At 68.7% G+C, this 25,636-nt stretch carries 24 protein-coding genes; 20 read left to right on the top strand and 4 right to left on the bottom strand.

Going from position 1 to position 25,636, the window contains the following annotated elements; translation table 11 throughout:
- Positions 1-59 precede the first annotated feature (59 nt).
- The 7 genes from fabA to deoD all read left to right on the top strand — a co-directional run bounded on the left by fabA (position 60) and on the right by deoD (position 6,548).
- On the top strand, positions 60-575 hold the full coding sequence (gene fabA, locus AC3WTD_RS09415; protein ID WP_008439404.1) for a 3-hydroxyacyl-[acyl-carrier-protein] dehydratase FabA: 516 nt from the start codon (positions 60-62) through the stop codon (positions 573-575).
- A 1-nt stretch (position 576) separates the two neighbouring features.
- Positions 577-1,785 (top strand): beta-ketoacyl-ACP synthase I, encoded by a 1,209-nt coding sequence (fabB, locus tag AC3WTD_RS09410; RefSeq protein WP_027491896.1) that lies wholly within the window; start codon positions 577-579, stop codon positions 1,783-1,785.
- 23 nt (positions 1,786-1,808) lie between these two features.
- Positions 1,809-2,468 carry a PAQR family membrane homeostasis protein TrhA gene (trhA, locus tag AC3WTD_RS09405; protein WP_492613625.1) on the top strand — a complete coding sequence of 220 codons (660 nt, stop codon included), beginning with the start codon at positions 1,809-1,811 and terminating at the stop codon, positions 2,466-2,468.
- A gap of 79 nt (positions 2,469-2,547) precedes the next feature.
- Complete coding sequence (deoC, locus tag AC3WTD_RS09400) at positions 2,548-3,291, top strand: deoxyribose-phosphate aldolase (RefSeq protein ID WP_027491898.1); 744 nt, start codon at positions 2,548-2,550, stop codon at positions 3,289-3,291.
- Positions 3,288-4,622: a thymidine phosphorylase gene (locus tag AC3WTD_RS09395; RefSeq protein ID WP_492613624.1), complete on the top strand. Its 1,335-nt coding sequence runs from the start codon at positions 3,288-3,290 to the stop codon at positions 4,620-4,622. Before deoC ends, AC3WTD_RS09395 begins: the two co-directional genes overlap by 4 nt.
- Entirely contained in the window at positions 4,619-5,824 is a 1,206-nt protein-coding gene (locus AC3WTD_RS09390; protein ID WP_492613623.1) for a phosphopentomutase, read from the top strand. The genes AC3WTD_RS09395 and AC3WTD_RS09390 overlap by 4 nt, the downstream gene beginning before the upstream one ends.
- A 10-nt stretch (positions 5,825-5,834) precedes the next feature.
- Positions 5,835-6,548, top strand: coding sequence for a purine-nucleoside phosphorylase (gene deoD, locus AC3WTD_RS09385; RefSeq protein ID WP_492613622.1), 714 nt, complete (start codon positions 5,835-5,837; stop codon positions 6,546-6,548).
- Positions 6,549-6,572: 24 nt separating this feature from the next.
- Here the strand turns inward: deoD and moeB are convergent, their stop codons facing one another.
- Together moeB and AC3WTD_RS09375 are read right to left on the bottom strand one after the other, a co-directional pair.
- Positions 6,573-7,751, bottom strand: a complete 1,179-nt coding sequence (gene moeB, locus AC3WTD_RS09380; protein ID WP_492613621.1) for a molybdopterin-synthase adenylyltransferase MoeB — start codon at positions 7,749-7,751, stop codon at positions 6,573-6,575.
- A 71-nt stretch (positions 7,752-7,822) separates the two neighbouring features.
- Entirely contained in the window at positions 7,823-8,227 is a 405-nt protein-coding gene (locus AC3WTD_RS09375; protein WP_027491903.1) for a YbhB/YbcL family Raf kinase inhibitor-like protein, read from the bottom strand.
- 251 nt (positions 8,228-8,478) lie between these two features.
- On the opposite strand from AC3WTD_RS09375, the gene moaA reads away from it, so the two are divergent.
- From moaA to AC3WTD_RS09310, 13 genes are all read left to right on the top strand, one after another.
- A complete protein-coding gene (gene moaA, locus AC3WTD_RS09370; protein WP_027491904.1) occupies positions 8,479-9,459 on the top strand; it encodes a GTP 3',8-cyclase MoaA in 981 nt (326 codons plus the stop codon).
- Positions 9,456-10,463 (top strand): bifunctional molybdenum cofactor biosynthesis protein MoaC/MoaB, encoded by a 1,008-nt coding sequence (gene moaCB / locus AC3WTD_RS09365; RefSeq protein ID WP_027491905.1) that lies wholly within the window; start codon positions 9,456-9,458, stop codon positions 10,461-10,463. The genes moaA and moaCB overlap by 4 nt, the downstream gene beginning before the upstream one ends.
- A complete protein-coding gene (locus tag AC3WTD_RS09360; RefSeq protein WP_492613620.1) occupies positions 10,460-11,713 on the top strand; it encodes a molybdopterin molybdotransferase MoeA in 1,254 nt (417 codons plus the stop codon). The genes moaCB and AC3WTD_RS09360 overlap by 4 nt, the downstream gene beginning before the upstream one ends.
- The gene (locus tag AC3WTD_RS09355) at positions 11,710-11,970 is read left to right on the top strand and encodes a MoaD/ThiS family protein (protein ID WP_492613619.1); all 261 of its coding nucleotides are present in this window, start codon (positions 11,710-11,712) and stop codon (positions 11,968-11,970) included. The genes AC3WTD_RS09360 and AC3WTD_RS09355 overlap by 4 nt, the downstream gene beginning before the upstream one ends.
- A gap of 1 nt (position 11,971) precedes the next feature.
- Positions 11,972-12,472, top strand: a complete 501-nt coding sequence (locus AC3WTD_RS09350; RefSeq protein WP_027491908.1) for a molybdenum cofactor biosynthesis protein MoaE — start codon at positions 11,972-11,974, stop codon at positions 12,470-12,472.
- Entirely contained in the window at positions 12,450-13,034 is a 585-nt protein-coding gene (mobA, locus tag AC3WTD_RS09345; RefSeq protein ID WP_492613618.1) for a molybdenum cofactor guanylyltransferase, read from the top strand. The genes AC3WTD_RS09350 and mobA overlap by 23 nt, the downstream gene beginning before the upstream one ends.
- The gene (locus AC3WTD_RS09340; RefSeq protein WP_492613617.1) at positions 13,031-13,384 is read left to right on the top strand and encodes a hypothetical protein; all 354 of its coding nucleotides are present in this window, start codon (positions 13,031-13,033) and stop codon (positions 13,382-13,384) included. Before mobA ends, AC3WTD_RS09340 begins: the two co-directional genes overlap by 4 nt.
- A gap of 290 nt (positions 13,385-13,674) precedes the next feature.
- Complete coding sequence (locus AC3WTD_RS09335) at positions 13,675-17,433, top strand: nitrate reductase subunit alpha (RefSeq protein ID WP_492613616.1); 3,759 nt, start codon at positions 13,675-13,677, stop codon at positions 17,431-17,433.
- Positions 17,433-18,977, top strand: coding sequence for a nitrate reductase subunit beta (gene narH, locus AC3WTD_RS09330; RefSeq protein WP_492613615.1), 1,545 nt, complete (start codon positions 17,433-17,435; stop codon positions 18,975-18,977). The genes AC3WTD_RS09335 and narH overlap by 1 nt, the downstream gene beginning before the upstream one ends.
- On the top strand, positions 18,974-19,657 hold the full coding sequence (narJ, locus tag AC3WTD_RS09325) for a nitrate reductase molybdenum cofactor assembly chaperone (RefSeq protein ID WP_027491913.1): 684 nt from the start codon (positions 18,974-18,976) through the stop codon (positions 19,655-19,657). The genes narH and narJ overlap by 4 nt, the downstream gene beginning before the upstream one ends.
- On the top strand, positions 19,654-20,358 hold the full coding sequence (gene narI / locus AC3WTD_RS09320) for a respiratory nitrate reductase subunit gamma (protein ID WP_492613614.1): 705 nt from the start codon (positions 19,654-19,656) through the stop codon (positions 20,356-20,358). The genes narJ and narI overlap by 4 nt, the downstream gene beginning before the upstream one ends.
- Before the next feature lie 2 nt (positions 20,359-20,360).
- The gene (locus AC3WTD_RS09315) at positions 20,361-21,272 is read left to right on the top strand and encodes a peptidylprolyl isomerase (RefSeq protein ID WP_492613613.1); all 912 of its coding nucleotides are present in this window, start codon (positions 20,361-20,363) and stop codon (positions 21,270-21,272) included.
- Between the two features lie 87 nt (positions 21,273-21,359).
- On the top strand, positions 21,360-22,682 hold the full coding sequence (locus AC3WTD_RS09310) for an MFS transporter (protein ID WP_027491916.1): 1,323 nt from the start codon (positions 21,360-21,362) through the stop codon (positions 22,680-22,682).
- Between the two features lie 94 nt (positions 22,683-22,776).
- Here AC3WTD_RS09310 and AC3WTD_RS09305 read toward each other — a convergent pair whose 3' ends face one another.
- The gene (locus tag AC3WTD_RS09305; RefSeq protein ID WP_027491917.1) at positions 22,777-24,432 is read right to left on the bottom strand and encodes an MFS transporter; all 1,656 of its coding nucleotides are present in this window, start codon (positions 24,430-24,432) and stop codon (positions 22,777-22,779) included.
- Between the two features lie 123 nt (positions 24,433-24,555).
- Positions 24,556-25,617: a tellurite resistance/C4-dicarboxylate transporter family protein gene (locus tag AC3WTD_RS09300; protein WP_027491918.1), complete on the bottom strand. Its 1,062-nt coding sequence runs from the start codon at positions 25,615-25,617 to the stop codon at positions 24,556-24,558.
- Between the last annotated feature and the right edge of the window lie 19 nt (positions 25,618-25,636).

The raw sequence follows: 25,636 nt of genomic DNA, 5'->3' as shown, positions 1-25,636 counted from the left end.
GTCAAGACAGGAGCGCGCCCAGCTGTCACACTGGGCGTTCCTCACCCCGCGAGTTATTCATGACACGTCCTTCCTCCTTCGACTACGAACAGCTGCGTGCCTGTGGTCGCGGCGAGCTGTTCGGCGACGACAATGCCCGTCTGCCTTCGCCGCCGATGCTGATGTTCGATCGCATCACGCAGATTTCCGAGGAAGGTGGTGCCTACGGCAAGGGTTTGATCCATGCCGAGATGGACATCCATCCGAAGCTATGGTTTTTCGACTGCCACTTCATCGGCGATCCGGTGATGCCCGGTTGCCTGGGCCTGGATGCGATGTGGCAGCTCAGCGGTTTCTTCCTGCCGTGGCTGGGCGAACCCGGTCGCGGCCGCGCGCTCGGCGTGGGCAACGTGAAGTTCTCCGGCCAGGTGATGCCGACGGCGAAGCTGGTGCGCTACGAGATCGATATTCGCCGCGTGATGCGCGGCAAGCTGCGGCTGGTGATTGCCGACGGCAAGACCTTCGTCGACGATCGCCTGATCTATGAAGCCAGCGACATGCGCGTCGGCCTGTTCCAGACCACCGAGGGTTTTTGAGATGCGTCGTGTCGTAGTGACGGGCATGGGCATCGTGTCGTGCCTGGGCAATCTTCCGGCCACCGTGGTGCGCGCGCTGCGCGACGGCCGCAGCGGCATCCAGGCGATTCCGGAGTACATCGAGCGCGGCCTGCGCAGCCATGTGGCCGGTGTGCCGCAGATCGACCTGGACGCCGCGATCGATCGCAAGCTGAAGCGTTTCATGGGTGATGCCGCCGCCTACGCCTACGTGGCGATGCGTTCGGCGATCGCCGATGCGGGACTGGCTATCGAGCACATCCGCCATCCGCGCAGCGGCGTGATCGCCGGCTCCGGCGGTGGTTCGGCGCGGTGGCAGATCGAGACCGGCGACATCCTGCGCGAGAAGGGCGTGCGCAAGATCGGCCCGTACATGGTGCCGCGCACGATGTGCTCCACCGTGTCCGCTACGCTGGCCACCGCGTTCGGCATCCTCGGCCTGAGCTATTCGATCTCCGCCGCCTGCGCCACCTCGGCGCACTGCATTGGTGCGGCCGCGGACCTGATCCGCCACGGCGCGCAGGACGTGATGTTCGCCGGCGGCGGCGAGGAAGTGCATTGGGGCATGACCGCGCAGTTCGACGCCATGGGCGCGCTGTCCAGCCACTACAACGCCGCCCCGGCGACCGCGTCGCGCCCGTACGACACCGGCCGCGACGGCTTCGTCATCGCCGGTGGCGGCGGCATGCTGGTGCTGGAGGAATACGAGCACGCGAAGGCGCGCGGCGCGCACATCCATGCCGAGCTGGTCGGCTACGGCGTCACCTCCGACGGCGCCGACATGGTGGCGCCCTCGGGCGAAGGCGCGGTGCGCTGCATGCGCATGGCGATGGCCAGCGTCAACGCCCCGGTCGACTATCTCAACACCCACGGTACCTCCACGCCGCTGGGCGACATCGTCGAACTGCAGGCGTTGCGCGAGACGTTCGGCGAGGCGGTGCCGCCGCTGTCGTCGACCAAGGCGCTGACTGGCCATTCGCTCGGCGCGGCCAGCGTGCACGAGGCGATCTACAGCCTGCTGATGCTCAACGAGGGCTTCATGGCTGGCTCGGCCAACATCGACGAACTCGACCCGCGCGCCGAAGGCTTCCCGATCCTGCGTGAAAGCCGCCCGGCGCAACTGACCACGGTGATGTCCAACAGCTTCGGCTTCGGCGGCACCAACGCCAGCCTAGTGTTCGCCAAGGTGTGACGGCACGCATCCCGGCCATCCGCATGTCACCGGCCCGCAGTGGTGCCATCGCCCGGACGCAGAGCTGGCGCGAGGAACTGGCCAACAGCCTCAGCCACGGGCTGGGCCTGCTGCTGGCCATCGCCGGCCTGCCGGTGCTGGTGCTGCGCGCCGACCACCTCGACAGCGGCTACGCGATGGCCGGTGCGCTCAGTTTCGGCGGCAGCGCGGTGCTGCTGTACCTGGCCTCGACGCTGTACCACGCGATGGCGCATCCGAAGGCCAAGGCGATCCTGCGCGCGCTCGACCACGCGGCGATCTACCTGCTGATCGCCGGAACCTATACGCCGATCACGCTGGGCGTGCTGCGCGGGGGCTGGGGCTGGGGGCTGTTTGGCCTGGTCTGGGGCCTGGCCCTGGCCGGCATGCTGTTCAAGGCGCTGGGCGGGATGCGCTTCCCGCGCGTGTCCACCGCGTTGTACCTGGCCATGGGCTGGGTGGGCGTGATCGCGATCCACCCGCTGTGGGTGCGCATGGAAGCCGGCGGGCTGGCCTGGCTGGCCGCCGGCGGGCTGGCCTACAGCCTGGGCGTGGTGTTCTTCGTGCTGGACGAGAAGCTGCGCTACAGCCATTTCATCTGGCACCTGTTCGTGCTGGCCGGCACCACCTGCCACTTCTTCGCCGTACTGCTCTACGCGTTCTGATCGACTTGCCGCAGGTCAAGGAAGCTTCCGCCTGCGTGGCCTAGGCTGCATGGCCGAAGATCCGTGGAGTAGTAGCCCCGTGCCCGACGACGCCCGCAGCCCGCGCGCCCTGGCGACGCGCCTGTTGTCCCTGCTTGACCTGACCAGCCTGGGCGAGAACGACACGCCGGCGCGGATCGAGGCACTGTGCGCGGCCGCGCTGGCCGCGCCGGTGTTGCCGGCGGCGCTGTGCGTCTACCCGGAGCACGTGGCCGGCGCACGGCGCCAGCTGCAGGGCAGCGCGATCAAGCTGGCGACGGTGGTGAATTTTCCCGACGGCGGCGGCGACCCGGCCCGGGTCGAGCGCGAAACGCAGCGGGCGCTGGCGGCCGGTGCCGATGAGATCGACCTGGTCCTGCCCTACCGCGCGCTGCTGGCTGGCGATGCGGCTACCGCTGGCGCCGTGGTGCGTGCCGGTCGTGCGGTCTGCAGCGACGGCGTCGTGCTCAAACTGATCATCGAGAGCGGCGAGCTGGGCAGCGCCGAACGCATTCGCCAGGCGTGTGCGATCGGGCTCGATGCCGGCGTGGATTTCCTCAAGACCTCCACCGGCAAGGTGCCGCTCAACGCGACTCCGGCAGCCGCGGCGGTGATGCTCGACGCGATCGCCGAAGCGGGCGGGCGCTGCGGCTTCAAGGCGGCCGGCGGCATCCGCACGCTGGCCGATGCGGCCGCCTATCTGGCGCTGGCCGAGGCGCGGCTCGGGCCGGGCTGGGCCGACCCGGCGCATTTCCGCATCGGCGCCAGCGCGCTGTTCGGCGAGCTGGTGGCGGCAACGTCGTGAACGCACAGCGTGCCGCCGGCCTGATCCGCTGCAAGCGCGACGGCGGCGAACTCGACGCCGGCCAACTGCGCGCGGTGGCGCAGGGCATCGGCAGCGGCGCCTGGAGCGAGGCTCAGGTTGCGGCGTTCGCGATGGCGGTGGCGTGGCGCGGCATGAGCATTCCGGAGTGTCGTCAGTTCACCCTGGCGCTGCGCGATTCCGGCCAGTGTCTGCACTGGGACGATCTGCCCGGGCCGACGCTGGACAAGCACTCCACCGGCGGTGTCGGCGACGGCGTGAGCCTGCTGCTGGCGCCGCTGCTGGCGGCCTGCGGCGGCTACGTGCCGATGATCTCCGGCCGCGGTCTGGGCCATACCGGAGGCACCCTCGACAAGCTGGAGAGCCTGGCCGGCTACGAGGTGCATCCGTCCAGCGCGCGCCTGCGCCAGGTGGTGGAGGAGGTCGGCTGCGCCATCGTCGGCCAGGGCGAGGGGCTGGTGCCGGCCGATGGCCGGCTGTACGCCGTGCGCGACGTCACCGCCACGGTGGACGTGGCCGACCTGATGGTTGCCTCCATCCTCTCCAAGAAGCTCGCCGGCGGCGCGCAGGCGCTGGTGCTGGACATCAAGACCGGCAATGGCGCCCAGCTGCCTGCGCTGGCCGATGCGCGCGCGCTGGCCGGGCGCATGTTGGCCGTCGCCGAAGGCAGCGGCCTCGAGCTGCGGGTGGTCTACAGCGACATGGGCCAGATGCTGGGCCGCGAGGCCGGCAACGCGCTGGAACTGCGTGCCGTGCTGGACCTGCTGTGCGGCCGCGGCGACAACCCGCGCCTGCTTGCGCTCACGCTCGAACTGGCGGCGGCGCTGCTTTGCATGGGTGGTCTTGCCGCTGACCACGGCGACGCGACGCGACAGCTGCGCCGCGCGCTCGATACCGGCGAGGCGGCCGAACGCTTCGCCCGCATGGTGGCGGCGCTGGGCGGCCCGGCGGATCTACTGCAGCGGCCGGATGTCCATCTGGCCCGGGCGCCGATACAGCACGAGGTTCGCTCGCCCGGCACCGGCTACGTGGCAGCGGTGGACGTGCGTGCGCTGGGTCAGGCGGTGGTCGAGCTGGGCGGCGGCCGCAGCCGACCGGGCCAGGCGCTGGACCATGCGGTGGGCCTGGTCGAGGTACTCGGTTGCGGCAGCGCCGTCGAGGTCGGCCAGCCGCTGGCGATCATCCACGCCCGCCGCGCCGACGCCGCCGAGGCGGCGCAGCGCAAGGTGGCCCGCGCTTTCCGCATTACCACCGAGCCGCCGCCGAGCCGGCCGCTGTGGCAGTGGCACCTGCCGGCAGAACAATGCGCATGACCCGCGTGATCTGGCTGGTGTGCGATTCGCTGGGGCTCGGCGCCGCGCCGGATGCCGCCGCCTATGGCGACCTCGGCGCCGACACCTTCGGCCACATTGCCGCCGCGTGTGCCGCGGCGGCCCGCGGCCCGCTGCGCCTGCCGCAGTTCAGCCGGCTCGGCCTGCCGCAGGCGCATGCCGCGATCCACGGCCAGGCGGCGCCCGGCTTCGCCGGGCTGGCGGCGCCCGAAGGCCTGTGGGGGCATGCGGTGGAACGCGCCTGCGGCAAGGACACGCCGTCGGGCCACTGGGAAAGCGCCGGCGTGGTGCTGACGCAGCCGTTCGGGCTGTTCGAGCAGGCCGAGCAGTCGTTTCCGCCGGCCCTGCTGCAGGCCCTGGTGGAGCAGGGTGGGCTGCCCGGCGTGCTCGGCAACTGCCATGCCTCCGGCACTGAGATCGTCCAGCGCCTTGGCGCCGAGCACGTGCGCAGCGGCCGTCCGATCGTCTACACCTCGGCCGATTCGGTATTCCAGATCGCCGCCCACGAGCAGGTGTTCGGCCTGGACCGGCTGTACCGCCTGTGCGAGCTGGCGCGCACGCTGCTCGATGACTACCGTATCGGGCGGGTGATCGCGCGGCCGTTCACCGGCGACGCCGCCACCGGCTTCAGCCGCACCGTGCATCGGCGCGACTATGCCCTGCCGCCGCCCGCGCCGACGCTGTTCGACGCGCTGCAGGCGGCCGGCGGCGAGGTGATCGCGATCGGCAAGATCGACGACATCTTCGCCCACCGCGGCGTGTCGCGGGTAGTGCATGCGTACGGTCACGATGCCTTGTTCGACGCCACGCTGGCGGCGCTGGCGCAGGCCGGCCCGCACAGCCTGATCGCGACCAACTTCGTGGACTTCGACATGCTGTACGGCCATCGGCGCGACGTGTTCGGCTATGCCGCGGCACTGGAAGCACTGGACGCGCGGCTGGCGGAGTTGCTGCCGGCGCTGCAGCCGGGCGACCTGCTGGTAATCAGCGCCGACCACGGCTGCGATCCGGTCTGGCCGGGCAGCGATCATACCCGCGAATGCATCCCGGTGCTGGCGTTCGGGCCGGGGCTGGCGCCGCGCGCGTTGGGCCGGCGCGACAGCTTTGCCGACATCGGCCAGAGCATGGCCAGCCACCTCGGCCTGCCGCCGCTGGCGACCGGGCGCAGCTTTTCTCCCGCATGACGAGCCTCGCATGAGCACGCCCCACCTCGACGCCAGGCCTGGCGATATCGCCGACACCGTATTGCTGCCGGGCGACCCATTGCGCGCAAGACACATCGCGCACGAGTTCCTCGATGGCGTGGTCGAAGTCAACACGCGCCGCAACATGCTCGGCTACACCGGCCACTACCGCGGCCTGCGTGTGTCGGTGCTGGGCAGCGGCATGGGCATCCCGTCCTGCGCGATCTACGCCACCGAACTGGCGCGGGTGTTCGGCGTACGCCGGATCGTGCGTGTGGGCACCTGCGGCGGGGTGGGTGACGTCGCGCTCGGCGACCTGCTGCTGGCGCAGGCGGCATCGACCGACTCGAACTTCAACCGGCTGCAATTCGGCGGCCACGACCTGGCCGCGTGCGCCGATTTCGGCCTGATGCGCGCGGCCGTCGACACCGCCGCCGCGCAGCGCGTCGCCCTGCGCGTCGCCGACGTGTTCAGCACCGACTGCTTCTACGGCGGCGACCCGCAGCTGCTCGCGCGGCTGCTGGCGCACCGCATCCGTGGGGTCGAGATGGAATCGGCCGGGCTCTACGGCGTGGCCATGCGCGAAGGCTTCCAGGCACTGTCCATGCTGACCGTCAGCGACCACCTGGAACATGACGCGCACATGCCGCCGACGCAGCGCGAACAGGGTCTGGCGCGGATGACCGCGCTGGTGCTGGACAGCCTGCTGCCGGCGGCGGGTTGAGTTTCAGCCGGCGCGCCGGCCCGCTCAGTCCGGGCGAGCGCCGGACGAACACAGCGCCTCGATCTGCGGGTAGCCGGTGAACGTCGCGTGGGCCGAGCATGCCGGGCAACCCGGGTTGCGCGGCAGCCGCGCCTTGTGGAACTGCATGCCCAGCGCGTCGAAGCTGAGCAACTGGCCGACCAGTGGATCGCCCAGGCCCAGGATCAGCTTGAGCGCCTCGGTCGCCTGCAGCAGGCCGACGATGCCGGGCAGCACGCCAAGCACCCCCGCTTCGCTGCAATTGGGCGCATCGGCCGCGGACGGCGGCAGCGGGAACAGGCAGCGGTAGCACGGTGAATCGTCGCGGCGCGGATCGAACACGCCGAGCTGCCCGCTGAAACGCTCCACCGCGCCGTAGATCATCGGCATCTTCAGGCGCAGCGAGGCGGCGGCCAGCAGGTAGCGGGTGGGAAAGTTGTCGGTACCGTCGAGCATCAGGTCGTGGCCGGCCAGCAGCCGCTCCACGTTGCCGGCATCCAGCCGCTCGGCCCGCGTCTCGACCTGGATGCGCGGGTTCAGCGCCTGCAGCGTCATCCGCGCCGACGCGGTCTTGGCCATGCCCACGCGCGCGTCGGCGTGGACGACTTGCCGGTGCAGGTTCGAGCGTTCCACCGTGTCGTGGTCGATCAGGGTGAGCTGGCCGACGCCGGCGGCGGCGAGGTACAGCGCCGCCGGCGAGCCCAGCCCTCCGGCGCCCACGATTGCCACCCTCGCCGCGCCCAGCCGGGCCTGCCCTTGCTCGCCGACCTGCGCCAGCTGCAACTGGCGCGCATAGCGCTCGGCAGCGTCCGGGTCGAGCGTGCCGGCCGCGATGGGCAGGCCTTCGGCCTTCCAGCGCGCGAACCCGCCGGCGACCGAGCTCACCTGGCGGTAGCCGAGCCGCTGCAGCGATTCGGCGGCGAGCAGTGAGCGTTGCCCGGAGGCGCACAGCAGCAGCAGGGGACGTTCGCGATCCTGCTGCAGGTCCTCGATGCGCAGCTCGAGGTGACCGCGCGACAGGCCCAGCGCATGGGCGGGCAGGCCGCCGGCACGCTCGGCGTCTTCGCGCACGTCGATCAGCAGGGCGCCGAGCGCCTGTTGCGCCAGCGCCTGGGCCGGGGAAATTTCCGGTATGCGCCGGCGCAGCTGCTCCAGCCAGGAGTCGCGGTTGGTCGGGACGCTCATGGCGGAAGTCTGTGCGCGGGAAAAAGGGTATGCAAGCCGGCGCTCGTAGCGTGGTGGAGCCGTGGCCCGGCTCAGCAGAACTGCAGCACGTTGCCTTCGCGGTCGAAGGCGGCAAACTCGGCCACGCGTCCGTTGTTGATTGCGTTGACCATGAAGCGCAGCGGCTGCGCGGCTTCGTCGGTGCCCGGGGCCACGCCGGCGCGGCCGGACAGGCTGGCGACGCACACGATGTCCCACGGCAGGCCGGTGGTCGCTGACTCCTCCACCAGCGCGGCGAAGCTGGCGACTTCCTCCGGCGCCTTGTCCACGCACAGGCTGGGCGACAGGTTGCCGCCTTCCCCCCGCGCCGCGCGTTCGCGCTGCGTATCGGTAGCCGCCTCCGGCAATTCGACGCGCGCGAAGACGAACAGCAACCGTTGCGGCTCAGGCTGCCGGCGGCTCGCGTCAAGCAGATCCTGGAAGCTGGTCAGCGCCATGATGGTCGTGCATCCCCGGGAGGAACCCCGAAATTAGCATGCGGGGCGCGTGCCGGCGCGGTGATCGTGACAACGTGCCGCACGCCGGTTTGACTCCAGTCAATCGCGCCCGCGTGCCGACACGCTAACGTGACTTGTGCGTAAACTGATGTCGATGCGACACCCGCCTGTGGCAGCGGACACGTCGGCCGTCCGCGATGCGGCCGAAGGGTCGGCGGATCGGCAAGTTCGCTAATCGAAGTGGAGCGGCAGTGCAGACCCTGGTTGACCATCATGGACGCTCATTTCCCTATCTGCGCCTGTCGTTGACCGAGGCGTGCAATTACCGCTGCACGTATTGCCTGCCCGACGGCTACCAGGCGAACGGCCGGCCCGTCTTCCTCATCCTTGAGGAAATCCGGCGGCTGGTGCGCGGGTTTGCCGCGCTGGGCATGAGCAAGATCCGCCTGACCGGCGGCGAACCCAGCCTGCGCAAGGACCTGCCGGCGATCATCGCCGCCGTGGCCGCGGTGCCCGGCATCCGCCGGATTGCGCTGACCACCAACGGCTGCCGCCTGCCGCGGCTGGTGCGCGGCTGGCGCGAGGCGGGGCTGACCGCGCTCAACGTCAGCCTCGACAGCCTCGACGCCGCACGTTATCTGGACATCACCGGGCATGACCGTTTTGCCGAGGTCACCGCGGGCATCGAGCAGGCGCTGGCGCTGGGCTTCGAGGCAGTGAAGATCAACGCAGTACTGCTGCGCGGGCGCAACGACGACGAGCTTCCCGCCTGGCTGGACTACCTGCGCGGGCGCGATGTCGCGCTGCGCTTCATCGAGCTGATGCGCACCGGCGAGAACCGCGAGTTCTTCGAGCGCCACCACCTGCGCGCCGAGGGCCTGCAGCGACAGTTGCTGGCCGACGGCTGGGTGTTGCGGCCGCGCACGGCGGACGCCGGGCCGGCGCTCGAATACGCGCATCCGGACTATCGCGGCCGCATCGGCGTGATCGCGCCGTATGCCCGCGACTTCTGCGCCGGCTGCAATCGCCTGCGGGTCACCGCGCGCGGCGACCTGCGGCTGTGCCTGTTCGGCAATTTCGGCATCTCGCTGCGGCCGCTGCTGCAGTCGGACGACGACCACCACGCGCTGGTGGCGCACATCGCCACCCAGCTCGGCCTGAAGGCCGCCGGCCACGGCCTGCACCAGGGGCTGACCGGCATCACGCCGCACCTGGCCTCGATCGGAGGATGACCTTGCCCGCTACCGAACACGTCGCCGCCTTCCACATGGCGGACATCCGCGACAAGCGCCCGACCCGCCGCCGTGCCGTGGCCGTGGGCGAGTTGCAGGCCGGCCCGGTGGCGTGGCCGCTGATCGTCGAGCGCCGCCTGCCCAAGGGCGATGCGCTGGTGATGGCGGAGGTGGCCGGGCTGCAGGGCGCCAAGCAGGCTTCGGCGCTGATGCCGCTGTGCCATCCGCTGCCGCTGGAGCTGGTGCGCGTGCACTGCGAGCCGGTGGCCGAGCGGCTGGCGATCCGGGTTTATTGCGAGGTAGCGACCGAGGCCCGCACCGGGGTGGAGATGGAGGCGCTGGCCGGCGTCAACGCCGCGCTGCTGACGCTGTACGACCTGAGCAAGCCGGTCGAACCGGCGCTGGCGATCGGCGGCATCCGGCTGCTGTTCAAGGAAGGCGGCAAGAGCGGCCTGTGGCGGCACCCGGAAGGCATGAGCGAGGCGGAGCAGGCGCACTACCGCCCGCGCGACATCGCACGTCTGCAGGGCGTGTCGTGTGCCGTGGTCACGCTCAGCGACCGGGCGCACGAGGGCCGCTACGAGGACCGCTCCGGCCCGTTGCTGGTGGAGGGCCTGCGTCAGCTGGGCGCGCAGGTGGATCACGTCGACGTGCTGCCCGATGGCGTGCAGCCGCTGGCCGCGCACCTGCGCGCGCTGGCGGCGGCGCAGGTACGCCTGTGCCTGTGCACCGGCGGCACCGGGCTGGGTCCGCGTGACCTCACGCCCGAGGCACTGGCGCAGGTGGCCGATCGCCGGGTCAGCGGGCTGGCCGAGATGCTGCGCAGCGAAAGCGCGCGGCATACGCCACAGGCATGGCTGAGCCGGGCCGAAGCGGTGCAGCTGGGGCGCATGCTGGTGCTGGCGATGCCGGGCAGCCCGCGGGCGGCAGGCCAGGGCCTGGCGATCGTGGGGCCGCTGCTGGCCCATGCGCTGGCCATGATGGATGGCGAGGCACACCCGTGATCGGTTACCACGATGCGCTGGCGCTCATCCTCGAGCGGACACGCCGGCTGTCGGAGCGCCGGTGTCCGCTGGAGCAGGCGCTGGGTCGGCTGCTGGCCCGGTCGGTGAGCAGCCCCGCCGAGTTGCCGCCGTTCGACAATGCCGCGATGGACGGCTTCGCCCTGCATGCCGGCGATGCCCGGCTGCCGGCCGGCAGCGAGCATGTCGTGATGGGCGCGCAGGCGGCGGGCGACGCCCTGGCGCAGGCCGCCGGCGGCGCCTGGGAAATCATGACCGGCGCGCGCATGCCCGCGGGGATGGACACGGTGGTGCCGGTGGAGCAGGTCGAGATCGTCGAGCACGATGGCGACGGCCGGCCGCGGCGCATCCGGCTGGGTATCGACGTCGAGGCTGGCCGGCACGTGCGTCGCTGCGGCGAGGACGTGCCGCTGGGCGCCGAGCTGATGCCGGCGGGCGAACTGTTGCAGGCGCAACACCTGGCGCTGCTGGCCGCGCTGGGCGTCGCCGAGGTGCCGGTCGTGCGGCGCCCGCGCGTGGCCATCATCTGCACCGGCCGGGAACTGGTGGACGACCCCGGCCAGCCGCTGCAGAGCGGACAGATCCGCAACAGCAACGGCCCGTTCCTGGCTGCGCGCCTCGCCGCCGCCGGCGCGCAGGTGGTGTATCGGCAGACGGTGCAGGATGACCCGGCGGCCTTCGTGCGCGCGCTGGGCGAGGCGCTGCATGCCGGGGCAACGGTGGTGCTCAGTACCGGCGCGGTGTCGATGGGACGCCATGATTTCGTGCCTGAGGCGCTGCGCGAGCTTGGTGCGCAGATCCATTTCCACAAGCTGCGGATCCGCCCGGGCAAGCCTTTGCTGTTCGCCAGCCTGCCGGATGGCGCGTTGTTCTTCGGGCTGCCGGGCAACCCGGTGTCCAGCGCGGTGGGCCTGCGTTTCTTCGTCGAGCCGGCCTTGCGCGGCATGCTCGGCCTGCCGCCGGAGCGCCCGCTGCGGCTGCCGCTGCAGCAGCGCTTCGAGCAGCGCGTGCCGTTGCGCTGCTTCCTCAAGGGCAAGCTGGCGCTGGCGGCCGACGGGCGCCTGCAGGCCGTGCTGCTGGACGGGCAGGAGTCGTTCCGGATCCGCCCGTTGCTCGACACCGGCGCCTGGGTGGTGCTGGCCGAGGATGCGCAGGTTCGCGAGCCGGGCAGCATGGCCGAGGTTTATGCGCTGGGGCACTTGCAGCCGCTGGCGATCGGGGGCGAAGCATGAAGGTCGAAGTCAGCCTGTTTGGTGCGTTCCGCGATTACGAGCCAGGCGCGGCGGTGACGCTGGAAGTGCCCGCGGGTGCGTGCGTGGCCGACCTGCGCAGTGCGCTGGCGGCGCATGGCCGCGCGCATTGGCCTGGGTTCCGGGAAGGCCTGCTGCTGCGCTCGGCCTTCGCCAGCCAGACCTGTGTGCTGGGCGAGCAGGAAGCGCTGCCCGAGAGCGGACCGGTGGTGGTGCTGCCGCCGGTCGGAGGAGGTTGAGATGAGCGACTTCCGTTGCATGATCGTGGACGTCGAACACCGGCGCATCGATCCGGCCGCCGCGCTGGAGTTCGTTGCCGACCCGGCCTTCGGCGGGTTCGCCATGTTCGTCGGTCGGGTGCGCGAGCAGAACCAGGGGCGGGCGGTCACCGGCGTCAGCTACGACGTGTTCGAGCAACTGGCGCTGGTGGGCTTCGACGACATCATGCGACGTGCGCAAGAGCAGTTCGGGCCACGCCTGAAGATCTATCTGGCCCATGCCCGCGGGCGGCTCGGCATCGGCGACGTCGCGGTGGTGGTGGCGGTGGGCACACCGCATCGCGACGAGGCGTTCCGCGCCTGCCGCCAGGTCATCGAGGCGGTCAAGCACGGCAGCCCGATCTGGAAACAGGAGCACTACGTGGACGGCAGCAGCGAGTGGAGCGAAGGCTGTTCGCTGTGCGAGTCACACGAACAAGATAGCCGGCCGGAGTCGCGACATGACGGTCACGCGCACAGTTGAGCCGGCGCCCGCGTTCGGCGGCGTGGTGCTTGCCGGCGGCCAGTCCTCGCGCATGGGTACCGACAAGGCCGCCCTGCCGTGGCGCGGTCGCCCGCTGCTGCAGCACATGCGCGGCTTGCTGGAGCAGGCCGGCGCGCAACGCGTGCTGACCTGCGGCCCCGATCCCGAGGTGCAGGGCCTGCCCGACCGGCAGCCCGGCCTGGGCCCCGTCGGCGGCCTGCTGACCCTGGCGCAGACCCAGTCGGACGGCATCTATCTGATACTGCCGGTGGACATGCCGCGACTGACGAGCGGGTTGCTGCGGCGACTGCTCGGCGCACTGGCGGAGGCCGAAGAAATATCCTGCGCGATGTTCGCCGGGCATGTGCTGCCGCTGTGCCTGCGCTTGGACGAAACGACGCGCGCGGCGATCGCGGCTGTCGCCGGCCAGGTGCCGCGCATGCGTTCGCTGCGCGCCCTGCATGCCCGGCTGCAGGGTGCGGAACTGGCCGTCGACGACGACGAGCGCCGCTGCCTGGTCAATTGCAACACGCCCGAACAGTGGCAGGAGGTGCAGCCGTGAAGTTGCAGATCGATGGCCAGCAATGGCGCCTGCGGATCGACGAAGACGAACTCGCACGCCTGCGCGACGGCCGGGCGCTGGACAGTGTGAGCCACCTTCCCGACGGCGCCGTATTCGGCTTTTCGCTGGCGCTGCTGCCCGTGGCGCAGGCCGGGCTGCAGCGGCGCGGCGACAGCTGGTCGTTCAGCCTGCCGGTCGAGCGCGTGGAGGCGTACGTGCAGCAATTGCCGTGCAAAAAGGGGCTGGAATTCGCGCTGCCGGCCAGCGCCGCGGCCGAGTGGCGGCTGCTGTTCGAGGTGGATGTGCGCGACAGCGTGAGTCGCCGCGGCGCGCCGCCGCGCCCGCGCTGAGGAAGCCGCTGCGGCAGGGCGTCGCAGCGTGACCGCGCCGGCGGCATGCGGCGGGGGGGGATGCCGTGCTCACGACACCAGCGCAGGTGTGGCAACCGTTGCGGCGGAACTTGCGGACAGGTTGCGCCGACCGAGTCGAATCCGTACCAATCTGGTCATGATTCCGTGCTCTTGATCGGTGTCAATTTTATGGTGGCATCACTCGCCTAGGCTCCGTCCATCGGGCTGACGGAAGTGATGCGCAAGCGCTGCTGACACGACGACGCCACAGACTGCCAAGAGGGCTTTGCATGAGTTACTTCCTTGACCGGCTGCAGTTCTTCAAGCGCAGCTCAGAGACGTTTTCGGCGGGCCACGGCACCACCCGCACGGACAATCGGGATTGGGAAAACGGCTATCGCGCCCGCTGGCAGCACGACAAGATCGTGCGCTCCACCCACGGCGTGAACTGCACCGGCTCGTGCAGCTGGAAGATCTACGTCAAGAACGGCCTGGTGACCTGGGAAACCCAGCAGACCGACTACCCGCGCACGCGGCCGGACCTGCCCAACCACGAGCCGCGCGGCTGCCCGCGCGGGGCCAGCTATTCCTGGTACCTGTACAGCGCCAACCGGCTGAAGTACCCGCTGGTGCGCGGCGCGCTGCTGCGCCTGTGGCGCGAGGCGCGCAAGACGATGGCGCCGGTCGAGGCATGGGCCAGCATCGTCGGCGACCCGGCCAAGGCGAAGTCGTACAAGAGCAAGCGCGGCATGGGCGGCTTCGTGCGCGTGCGCTGGGACGAAGCCAACGAGATCATCGCCGCGTCCAACCTGCACACGGTGAAGCAGCACGGCCCCGATCGCGTGATCGGCTTCTCGCCGATCCCGGCGATGTCGATGATCTCCTACGCCTCGGGCGCGCGCTACCTGTCGCTGCTGGGCGGCACCTGCCTGTCGTTCTATGACTGGTACTGCGACCTGCCGCCGTCCTCGCCGCAGGTGTGGGGCGAGCAGACCGACGTGCCCGAATCGGCCGACTGGTACAACAGCCGCTACATCATCGCGTGGGGTTCCAACGTGCCGCAGACGCGCACGCCCGATGCGCACTTCTTCACCGAGGCCCGCTACAACGGCACCAAGACGGTGGCGATCACGCCCGACTACGCCGAAGTCGCCAAGCTCACCGACCACTGGCTGCACCCCAAGCAGGGCACCGATGCGGCGCTGGCGTTCGCCTTCGGCCACGTGATCCTGAAGGAGTTCCACGTCGACCACCCGACGGAGTACTTCATCGACTACTGCCGCCAGTACACCGACATGCCGCTGCTGGTGCGGCTGGAGCGGCGTGCCGACGGCCGCCTGGTAGCGGAGCGTTTCCTGCGCGCCAGCGACCTCGGCGGGCTGGGCGAATCGAACAACCCCGAGTGGAAGACGCTGGCGCTGGACGAGCACAGCGGCGAGATCACCGTGCCCAACGGTTCGGTCGGCTTCCGCTGGGGCGAGCAGGGCAAGTGGAATATCGAGGAAAAGGATAGCCAGGGCCGGGCGACCCGCCTGCGGCTGTCGCTAAAGGACGCCAACGACGGCATCGAGGCGGTCAGCTTCCCGTACTTCGGCGGCATCGAGCACGACCGCTGGACCGCCTCGAAGTTCGAGGACATCCTCGAGCGCAACGTGCCGGTGCGCCGCCTGCAGCTGGCCGACGGCAAGCAGTGGGAGGTTGCCACCGTCTACGACCTGCTGCTGGCGCACTACGGCGTCGACCGCGGCTTCGGCGGCGCCAACGTGGCGTCCGGCTACGACGACAACGTGCCGGGCACGCCGGCGTGGCAGGAGAAGATCACCGGCGTGCCGCGCGCCGAGGTGGTGGAGATCGCCCGCGAATTCGCCGGCACCGCGGCCAAGACCCGCGGCCGCAGCATGATCATCGTCGGCGCCGGCATGAACCACTGGTTCCACAACGACATGAACTACCGCGGCCTGATCAACATGCTGATGATGTGCGGCTGCATCGGCCAGACCGGCGGCGGCTGGGCGCACTACGTGGGGCAGGAAAAACTGCGCCCGCAGACCGGCTGGCAACCGCTGGCGTTCGGCCTGGACTGGAGCCGCCCGCCGCGACAGATGAACGGCACCTCGTTCTTCTACTTCATGTCCGACCAGTGGCGCTACGAAAAGCTGGAGATGAAGGAAATCCTGTCGCCGCTGGCCGACCCGGCCCGCTTCACCGGCAGCCAGGCCGATCTCAACCTGCAGGCGATCCGCATGGGCTGGCTGCCCAGCGCGCCGCAGCTGGACCGCAACCCGCTGGAGATCGTCAAGGCCGCCGAACAGGCCGGCCGTTCGCCAGCCGAATACGTGGTCGAGCAGTTGCAGCAGGGCAAGCTGGACTTCGCCTACGCCGATCCCGATGCGCCGCAGAATTTTCCGCGCGTGCTGTTCATCTGGCGCTCGAACCTGCTCGGTTCCTCCGGCAAGGGCCATGAGTACATGCTGCGGCACCTGCTGGGCACGCGGCATGGCCTGCAGGGCAAGGACCTGGGCGAGCGCGGCGCGGTCAAGCCCGAGGAAGTGGCGTGGCGCGACGAGGCGCCGGAAGGCAAGCTCGACCTGCTGGTGACGCTGGATTTCCGCATGTGCACCACTGCGCTGTACTCGGACATCGTGCTGCCGACGGCGACCTGGTACGAGAAGAACGATCTCAACACCTCCGACATGCACCCATTCATCCACCCGCTGTCCAAGGCGGTGGACCCGGCGTGGGAATCGCGCAGCGACTGGGACATCTTCAAGGGCGTCGCCCGCTCGGTCAGCGACATGGCGCCCGGCGTGCTGGGGGTGGAAAAGGACCTGGTGCTGGTACCGACCCTGCACGACACGCCCGGCGAGCTGGCCATGCCGTTCGGCGTCACCGACTGGAAGAAAGGCCAGTGCGAGCCGATTCCCGGCAAGACCATGCCGTCGATCGCCGTGGTCGAGCGCGACTACCCCAACCTGTACAAGAAGTTCACCTCGCTCGGGCCGCTGCTGGACAAGCTCGGCAACGGCGGCAAGGGCATGCAGTGGGATACGCGCGACGAGGTCGATTTCCTCGGCAAGCTCAACCACGCGGTGACCGAGCCGGGCGTCAGCCACGGACGGCCGCGCATCGACACCGCGATCGACGCCTGCGAGGTGGTGCTGCATCTGGCGCCGGAGACCAACGGCCACGTCGCGGTCAAGGCCTGGGAGTCGCTGGGCAGGTTCACCGGTCGCGAGCACACCCATCTGGCGCGCGGCAAGGAACACGAGGCGATCCGCTTCCGCGACATCCAGGCGCAGCCGCGCAAGATCATCTCCTCGCCGATCTGGTCGGGCCTGGAGGACGATCACGTCAGCTACAACGCCTGCTACACCAACGTGCACGAGCTGATCCCGTGGCGCACCATCAGCGGCCGCCAGCAGTTCTACCAGGACCACGAGTGGATGATCGCCTTCGGCGAGGGCTTCATGAGCTACCGCCCGCCGGTCGACACCAAGACCATCGAGCCGCTGCACAACAAACGCGGCAACGGTCACCGCGAGATCGTGCTGAACTGGATCACCCCGCACCAGAAGTGGGGCATCCACAGCACCTACAGCGACAACCTGCTGATGCAGACCCTGTCGCGCGGCGGTCCGATCGTGTGGATCAGCGAGGACGATGCGCGCGAGGCCGGCATCGAGGACAACGACTGGATCGAGCTGTTCAACATCAACGGCGCGATCGCCGCACGCGCGGTGGTCAGCCAGCGCGTGATGCCGGGCATGGCGATGATGTACCACGCACAGGAACGCATCATCAACATGCCCGGTTCGGAAATCACCGGCACCCGCGGCGGCATCCACAACTCGGTCACCCGCGTGGTGCTCAAGCCGACCCACATGATCGGCGGCTACGCGCAACTGGCCTGGGGCTTCAACTACTACGGCACCTGCGGCACCAACCGCGACGAGTTCGTGATCGTGCGCAAGATGGACAAGGTCGACTGGCTGGACGGCGAACCGGGTTCCGTCCCCCCCAGGCCGGCGGATGCCAAGGAGGTGGCGTGATGAAAGTCCGTGCCCAGATCGCGATGGTGCTCAACCTCGACAAGTGCATCGGCTGCCACACCTGCTCGATCACCTGCAAGAACGTGTGGACCAGCCGCGAAGGCGTCGAGTACGCCTGGTTCAACAACGTCGAGACCAAGCCCGGCATCGGCTACCCGAAGGAGTGGGAGAACCAGGACAAGTGGAACGGCGGCTGGGTGCGCACCGGTGCCGGCAAGCTGGTGCCGCGCGCCGGCGGCCGCTGGCGCATGCTGTCGAAGATCTTCGCCAACCCCGACCTGCCGCAGATCGACGACTACTACGAGCCGTTCACCTTCGACTACCAGCACCTGCACCAGGCGCCGGAAGGCCAGCACCAACCCACCGCGCGCCCGCGCTCGCTGATCAGCGGCGAGCGCATGCAGAAAATCGAATGGGGGCCGAACTGGGAGGAAATCCTCGGCACCGAATTCGCCAAGCGCGCCAAGGACCGAAACTTCGACAACGTGCAGAAGGAGATCTACGGCGCGTTCGAGAAGACCTTCATGATGTACCTGCCGCGCCTGTGCGAGCACTGCCTCAACCCGGCGTGCGTGTCGGCGTGTCCCTCCGGCGCGATCTACAAGCGCGAGGAAGACGGCATCGTGCTGATCGACCAGGACAAGTGCCGCGGCTGGCGCATGTGCGTGTCGGCCTGCCCGTACAAGAAGATCTACTACAACTGGAAGAGCGGCAAGTCGGAAAAGTGCACCTTCTGCTACCCGCGCATCGAGATGGGCGAGCCGACCGTGTGCTCGGAGACCTGCGTCGGGCGCATCCGCTACCTCGGCGTGATGCTGTACGACGCCGACCGCATCCAGGAAGCCGCCTCGGTGCCGGCCGAGAAGGACCTGTACCAGGCGCATCTGAGCATCTTCCTCGACCCGTTCGATCCGGCAGTGATCGAGGCCGCACGCAAGGAAGGCATCCCCGACAACTGGCTGGAGGCGGCCAAGGGCTCGCCGGTCTACAAGCTGGCGATCGACTGGAAGCTGGCGTTGCCGCTGCACCCGGAATACCGCACCTTGCCGATGGTGTGGTACGTGCCGCCGCTGTCGCCGATCCAGTCCGCCGCCGAGCGCGGTCGCGTGGGCATGAACGGCGAGCTGCCGGATGTCGCCTCGCTGCGTATTCCGCTGCGTTATCTCGCCAACCTGCTGTCGGCCGGCGACGAGGCGCCGGTGGTGCGCGCGCTGGAGCGGATGATGGCGATGCGCGCGTGGCGCCGCGCGCGCAACGTCGACGGCATCGAGGATCTGGCCGTACTGAAGCAGGCCGGTCTGAGCGTGGCGCAGGCCGAGGACATGTACCGCTACCTCGCCATCGCCAACTACGAGGACCGCTTCGTCATTCCAACCGGGCATCGCGAATACGCCAACGACGCGTTCGGCGAACGCGGCGGCTGCGGCTTCACCTTCGGCAACGGCTGCAGCGGCAACAGCCCGGCCGATCTGTTCGGCGAGCGCAAGATCACCACCTTCACGGTGCAGCCGGTGCGCAAGGAAAAAGACGGAGTCGCCCCATGAGCCTGCTGAAACTGATCGGCGTGCTGCTGGACTACCCCGACGACGCGTTGTGGCAGCACGGCGACGAACTGCTCGCCGCCGCCGCCGACCCGGCGCTGCCGGCGGCGCGGCGGAAGGCATTGACGGGTTTCGTGCAGGGTTTGCTCGACACCGACCCGCTGACCGCGCAGGACGCCTGGCTGCAGACCTTCGACCGTGGCCGCTCGATGAGCCTGCTGCTGTTCGAGCACATCCACGGCGAATCGCGCGACCGCGGCCAGGCGATGGTTGACCTGATCGAGGCCTACCGCAAGCAGGGCTTCGAGCTGGCGGCGAAGGAACTGCCCGATTACCTGCCGCTGCTGCTGGAATTCCTGGCACAGCGCCCGCCGGCCGAGGTGCACGACTGGCTCGGCCACATCAGCCACATCGTCGGCATGCTCGCGGCGCGCGCCGGCGAGCGCGGCAGCCCCAGCCAGGTGCTGTTCGAGCTGCTGCTGGAACTGGCCGACGGCAAGCCCGACCTGGCGCTGCTGCGCCAACGCGCCAGCGAGGAGCCGCGCGACGACACCGCCGAGGCGATGGATCGGTTGTGGGAGGAGGAAGCGGTCCGTTTCGGCGCCGATGCGCCTGACGACAGCTGCCGGCCGAGCACGCGCCGGCCTTCGCCATCCACTGCCGCCCCGCAGGTGCAGCCATGAACTATCTCGACCAATTCGCCTTCCAGCTGTACCCGTACATCGCCATGGCGGTGTTCTTCATCGGCAGCTGGGCGCGCTTCGATCGCGCCATGTACACCTGGCGCACCGGCTCCAGCCAGCTGCTGTCCGGTCGCGGCATGCGCCTGGGCAGCAACCTGTTCCACGTCGGCATCCTGATCGTGCTCGGCGGTCATCTGGTCGGCCTGCTGACGCCGCATGCGGTCTACGAGCTGGTGATCACCGCGCCGCAGAAGCAGCTGCTGGCGATAGTGGTCGGCGGCGTGTTCGGCGTGATCTGCCTGGCGGGCCTGCTGATCCTGCTGGTGCGCCGGCTGTTCAACCCGCGGGTGCGTGCCACCGGCACCACCGGCGACACCGTGATCCTGGTGTTGCTGTTGCTGCAGCTGCTGCTCGGCCTGTACACCATCGTGCTTTCCAGCCACCACATGGACGGCAGCGTGATGATTGCCCTGGCCGAGTGGGCGCAGCACATCGTCACCTTCCGCTGGGGCGCGGCAAGTTACGTGATCGGCGTGCACTGGATCTACAAGGCGCACATCTTCCTCGGCATGACGCTGTTCCTGGTGGCGCCGTTCACGCGGCTGGTGCACGTGTGGAGCATCCCCATCAGCTACCTGTGGCGGCCCTACCAGGTGGTGCGCCGGCGCCAGGCGACGTTGCGCTACGGATCGAGGGACTGAGCATGACGCTGGGCAAAGCCGATGCGCGAGGCATCCCGCTGACCATCATCGATTCGGCCAAGCCGGTGACGCAGGAGGCGCACGAGCATCGGCACGACAGCAAGGGCGAGGGCCCGCGCACGCTGGGCCAGCCGGCGCCGTGCTACCTGTTCGTGGACGAGCAGGCGATCAGTGAAGCCGAGATCGCGCAGGAGATGCAGCACCATCGTGCGCCGACCCCGGCGCAGTCCCGCGCCGCTGCAGCCCGCGCGCTGGTGGTACGCGAGCTGCTGCGTCGCGAAGTACAGCGGCTCGGCCTGGCTGGCCAGGTGCCGGCCGAGAGCCAGGAAACCATAGAGGAGGCCGGCATCCGCGTGCTGCTGGAACGCGAAATCGAGGATCGCGTGCCTGCGGAAGAGGCTTGCCGGCGCTACTACGAGCAGAACCGCCAGCTGTTCCGCGCGCCCGACCTGGTCCGTGTGCGGCACGTCCTGCTGGGTGCGGCGGCCGACGATGTCACTGGCCGCATCCGCGCCCGTACCGAGGCCGAGCGCCTGATCGCCGAGCTGAAGATCAACCCTGTGCTGTTTGCCGATTTCGCGATGCGCCATTCCGACTGTCCGTCGAAGACGCAGGGCGGTGAACTCGGCTGGTTGCAGCGGGGCCAGGCCACGCCCGAATTCGATCGTCAGGTGTTCCGTCTGCGCGAAGGCCTGGCGGCATTTCCGGTCGAATCGCGCTGGGGCTACCACGTGGTCAGCGTCGATGGCATCCAGCCCGGCGCCGAGCAGGCGTTCGACGCGGTTCGGGAGCGGATTTCCGACTATCTGGAATTGCAGGTGCGTCAACGCGAGCTGCAGCTCTACCTGCTCGGCTTGCAGGAGCGTTACCCGGTGCGCGGTCTGGATGCGATCGAGGCACTGGCCAGCGCCTGATGTGCCGGCCGCACGTTTCCGCGACAACGACAGCCGGTCTTCCCGTGGACCGGCCTTCAACACCTCACATCTACCGGATTCACCAGCATGCATGAGTCGAGCATCGTGTCTCGTGGCGAGCAGCAGCGTGCCCTGTGGCTAAGCACCTTCGCCTTCACCGTGTGTTTTGCGGTGTGGACGATATTCTCCATCATCGGCATCCAGATCAAGCAGCAACTCGGCCTCAATGAAACCCAGTTCGGCCTGCTGATCGCCACGCCCATCCTTACCGGATCGCTGATCCGCCTGCTGCTCGGCATCTGGGCCGACCAGTACGGCGGCCATCGCGTGTTCGCCGCGGTGATGCTGTGTGCGGCCGTGGCCACCTGGATGCTTGGCTACGCGCACACCTACCCGCAGTTTCTGGTCGCCGCGTTGTTCGTCGGCATTGCCGGCGGCGCATTCTCGGTCGGGGTGGCCTACGTGTCGAAGTGGTTCCCGGCGAGCCGGCAGGGCACGGCGCTGGGTATCTTCGGCGCGGGCAACGTCGGCGCCGCGGTCACCAAGCTGCTGGCACCGATGGTGATGGTTGCTGCGGGCTGGATCATGGTCAGCAAGATCTGGGCGATCGCTCTGGCACTGACCGCCGTGCTGTTCTACCTGTTCAGTCGGGAGGACCCTTCATTGGCGCAGCGGCGCAAGTCAGGTACCAAGCCGATGTCGTTCCGCGAACAGATGATGCCGCTGCGCAACCTGCAGGTGTGGCGTTTTTCGCTCTACTACTTCTTCGTTTTCGGCGGTTTCGTGGCGCTGGCCTTGTGGCTGCCGCACTTCCTCACCGGTGTCTACAAGCTGGACGTGAGGACCGCCGGCATTCTTGCTGCCTTCTATTCGATTCCGGCCAGCCTGTTCCGCATCGTTGGCGGGGTGCTGTCCGACCGCATCGGCGCGCGCAGGGTGATGTACTGGACCTTCGGCGTCTCCGCCATCTGCACCTTCCTGCTCGCCTATCCGGACACCCAATATGTCGTGAAGGGCATCAGGAGCGACATCACCCTGCACCTGGCGACCGGCGTGGTGCCGTTCACGGTGCTGGTGTTCGTGCTGGGTTTCTTCATGTCGCTGGGCAAGGCGGCGGTGTACAAGCACATCCCAGTCTATTACCCCCAGCATGTCGGTTCGGTGGGCGGCGTGGTCGGCATGATCGGCGGACTGGGCGGTTTTGTCCTGCCGATCGCGTTCGGCGTATTGAACGACGTCGTCGGCGTGTGGACCAGCTGCTTCATGCTGTTGTTCGTCCTGGCGGCCGCTTCGCTGGCGTGGATGCACTTCGCGATTCGGCGCATGGAACGTCGGCACTTCCCGCAGATCGGCCGCGAGACGGATCTGCCGGAGGTCATGGATGCTATGGCTGTGCCGCGGGACCGCTGAGCGCGTGGCGGCTACGGGCGGAGTGCGGCACGCGCAGGCTGCGCGCAACACCGGCAAACGCGGCGAGCCGCGCCTGCCGGCTCGCTGCCTGCGATCAGGGATTCTTCACGTACGCGTTCTTGCGCAGGTAGAACCACCAGTTGAGCAACAGGCACAGGGCATAGAACGCCGCGAAACCGTACATCGCCATCTCGGGTGTCCCGAGTTTGATCTGCTCCCCGATCACCACCGGCGCGGCAAACGCACCGTAGGCGGCGACGGCTGAAGTCCAGCCCAGCACCGGACCGGCCTGCTGGCGGTCGAAGATCGCGCCGATGGTGCGGAAGGTCGAGCCGTTGCCTACGCCGGTGGCGGCGAACAGCAGGACGAACAGCGCGAGGAAGGTGAAGAAGTAGTCCTCGGGCGTCGCCGAGTGGTAGGCCTTCATCATCACGTAGCCGGCCGCCACCGAGGCGACGACCATCACCACGGAGACCCACTGGGTGACGATCGAGCCGCCGATCTTGTCCGAGATCCAGCCGCCGATCGGGCGCGTCAATGCGCCGACGAAGGGGCCGATCCAAGCGTAGGCGAGCACCGGCAACCCATTCGGATTCGGCTGCGTGTGCGCCATCACGCCGTTCGCGTCTGGCACGTGGATGACGTCGAAGATCACCTTCATCGACAGCGGCAGCGCCATCGAGAAACCGATGAACGAGCCGAAGGTGACGATGTAGAGGATCGTCATCGCCCAGGTGTGCCGGTTGCGGAAAATCTCGAACTGCCTGGTCACGCCCTCCTTCATCGGGCCGAAGGCGGCGAGCTTCATCACCGCCAGCATCAGGATGATGTCAAGCGGGATCGCGGCCCAGACGTTGAGCACGCCCAGGCCGGTCGGCGCCGGCAGGTACAGCCAGAGCATGAAAATCGACGGCACGAAGGCGAGCGTGTACAGGTAGGTGATCTTCGCGAACGCGACGAGCGAGTTGCCGGTGGCGGGTGAGATCGTCTTCAGGTTGTTCATGCCGAACCAGCACAGGATCGACAGCGGCACCAGCGACAGCGCCCAGGCGAAGCCCGAGTTCTGTATCCAGGTCGGCGTGCCGGCCGGAATCTTGCCGAAGATCCAGCCGCTTTCCTTGAGCAGGGTCTCGGGGCCGCCGCCGAGGGCGCCGAAGATGCTCACCGTCATGACCAGCGGAATGACGATCTGCATCGTCGTCACGCCGAAGTTGCCGAGTCCCGCGTTGAGGCCGAGCGCCGTGCCCTGCAGCCGCTTGGGGAAAAAGCCGGTGATGTTGGACATCGATGATGCGAAATTGCCGCCACCGACGCCGCACCACAACGCCATCAGCTGGAAGGCCCACAGCGGCCAGTCCTTGTGCTGCAGCACGATGCCGGTGCCGATGGCCGGCGCCAGCAGCATCGCCGTGGTCAGGAAGATCGTGTTGCGCCCGCCCGCGAGGCGGATCAGGAACGATGCCGGGATGCGCATCGTGGCGCCGGCGATGCCGGCGATCGCGGTCAGCGTGAAGAGCTCGGCTTGCGTGAACGGAAAACCGAGGTTGAGCATCTGCACCGTGATGATGCCCCACATGCCCCAGATCGCGAAGCCGCATAGCAGGGCGGGGATCGAGATCCACAAGTTGCGGTAGGCGATCCGCTTGCCGGTCGTCTGCCAGAACGCGGGGTCCTCCGGGCGCCAGTCGTCGATGTCCGCGCCGCTTGAGTGCGTGGCTGGCGCAGCGCCAGGGCCTGATTTCGTGTTCATGGTGGTCCTCGGGTCGTCTCGTGGGAATCAGCCGGCGAGGCTGAGCGTGGTGGCTTGCTGCTTGTGTCTGACGTGGATCGTGGAGTCGGTGTGGCGCGTCATCGGGCAAACTGGACGAAGCGGTCACGTCGACGGCGCGCGCGAACCGAACGCGAGGCGCCACAGGTTGCGCACGACGCCGATGAACGCGCCGAGCCAGGCGACCAGCGCGATCGCGAAAAACAGCTTCGGCAGGAAGCCGAGGAAACCGAAGCCCATCGCCTTGGTCATTTCCAGCGTGCTGGTGGCGTACATGCCCAGCGGGAAGACCGCGCCCCAGTACAGCGGGTCGTAGCGCAGCGGAAAACGCTTGTAGACATGGCGCCACACGCCGAGCACCAGCAGCATCGGGATCCACCAGGTGCCGGTGGCCCAGTAGAACACCGTGAAACCCTTGATGAAGGGTTGCAGCGACAACAGGTAGGGCGCATCCACCACATTGATGCTGAGCAGCGAACCGGCCAGGGTGGAAATGGCCATCGCGCCCATGTTGATCCAGTACGGCGGCGACAGATCGGCCGGCGAGAACTCGAAGAACGTGTAGCGGTAGAAGATCAGCGACATCATCCAGATGTACAGCATGCCGCCCCACAGCCACATCGACAGCGCGAAGAAATTCAGCTCCAGCTTGTACGGCTGCGCCGTGTGCGCGGCGAGCAGGGCGCTCAGCACCGCGATCGACTGGGTTGCCACCACCGCCAGCAGCCAGCCGCCGCTGATGCCACGGTCCAGCGTGGGTTTGCCTTCCTTGACGGTGAAGGCGGTGAACACCGTGTAGGTCAGCGCCAGCCACAGCACGATCGCCACGCCCCACAGCAGCAGGCCGCCGCGGACACTGCCGGCCAGCAGCAGGAACTGGGAGCCCAGGATGCTCGATGCGGCCACCATGGTGAAAAAACCCGGCCCGCTCAGGTGGTCGGTCAGGTCGCCCAGGAATCGTTTCGGATAGCGCGCCAGGCGCAAGACGTAGAGCAGCCAGAGCAGTGCATAGACGCCGACGTTGATGGCGAACAGGCCCCAGGCCAGCTTCGGCAAGCCCAGGCGCCAGGCACCGATCGAGACGATGCCGGTGGCCATGACCATGCCGAAGTAGGCTGGCGAGAGTCCTGCCAGGGCGGAAGAGGGGACGCGCGATGCCTGCTGCATGTGGCGTTTCTCGATGGTC

The sequence above is a fragment of the Rhodanobacter sp. FW106-PBR-R2A-1-15 genome (assembly GCF_058789735.1).
The sequence above is the reverse complement of the archived record's forward strand: the minus strand, read 5'-3'. Positions and strand labels throughout refer to the sequence as shown.

Coding starts and splice junctions, on each gene's coding strand:
- fabA (WP_008439404.1), top strand. CDS start 60: ATGACACGTCCTTCCTCCTTCGACTACGAACAGCTGCGTGCCTGTGGT.
- fabB (WP_027491896.1), top strand. CDS start 577: ATGCGTCGTGTCGTAGTGACGGGCATGGGCATCGTGTCGTGCCTGGGC.
- trhA (WP_492613625.1), top strand. CDS start 1,809: ATGTCACCGGCCCGCAGTGGTGCCATCGCCCGGACGCAGAGCTGGCGC.
- AC3WTD_RS09390 (WP_492613623.1), top strand. CDS start 4,619: ATGACCCGCGTGATCTGGCTGGTGTGCGATTCGCTGGGGCTCGGCGCC.
- deoD (WP_492613622.1), top strand. CDS start 5,835: ATGAGCACGCCCCACCTCGACGCCAGGCCTGGCGATATCGCCGACACC.
- moeB (WP_492613621.1), bottom strand. CDS start 7,751: ATGAGCGTCCCGACCAACCGCGACTCCTGGCTGGAGCAGCTGCGCCGG.
- AC3WTD_RS09375 (WP_027491903.1), bottom strand. CDS start 8,227: ATGGCGCTGACCAGCTTCCAGGATCTGCTTGACGCGAGCCGCCGGCAG.
- moaCB (WP_027491905.1), top strand. CDS start 9,456: ATGACCTTGCCCGCTACCGAACACGTCGCCGCCTTCCACATGGCGGAC.
- AC3WTD_RS09355 (WP_492613619.1), top strand. CDS start 11,710: ATGAAGGTCGAAGTCAGCCTGTTTGGTGCGTTCCGCGATTACGAGCCA.
- AC3WTD_RS09350 (WP_027491908.1), top strand. CDS start 11,972: ATGAGCGACTTCCGTTGCATGATCGTGGACGTCGAACACCGGCGCATC.
- mobA (WP_492613618.1), top strand. CDS start 12,450: ATGACGGTCACGCGCACAGTTGAGCCGGCGCCCGCGTTCGGCGGCGTG.
- AC3WTD_RS09335 (WP_492613616.1), top strand. CDS start 13,675: ATGAGTTACTTCCTTGACCGGCTGCAGTTCTTCAAGCGCAGCTCAGAG.
- narH (WP_492613615.1), top strand. CDS start 17,433: ATGAAAGTCCGTGCCCAGATCGCGATGGTGCTCAACCTCGACAAGTGC.
- narJ (WP_027491913.1), top strand. CDS start 18,974: ATGAGCCTGCTGAAACTGATCGGCGTGCTGCTGGACTACCCCGACGAC.
- narI (WP_492613614.1), top strand. CDS start 19,654: ATGAACTATCTCGACCAATTCGCCTTCCAGCTGTACCCGTACATCGCC.
- AC3WTD_RS09315 (WP_492613613.1), top strand. CDS start 20,361: ATGACGCTGGGCAAAGCCGATGCGCGAGGCATCCCGCTGACCATCATC.
- AC3WTD_RS09310 (WP_027491916.1), top strand. CDS start 21,360: ATGCATGAGTCGAGCATCGTGTCTCGTGGCGAGCAGCAGCGTGCCCTG.
- AC3WTD_RS09305 (WP_027491917.1), bottom strand. CDS start 24,432: ATGAACACGAAATCAGGCCCTGGCGCTGCGCCAGCCACGCACTCAAGC.
- AC3WTD_RS09300 (WP_027491918.1), bottom strand. CDS start 25,617: ATGCAGCAGGCATCGCGCGTCCCCTCTTCCGCCCTGGCAGGACTCTCG.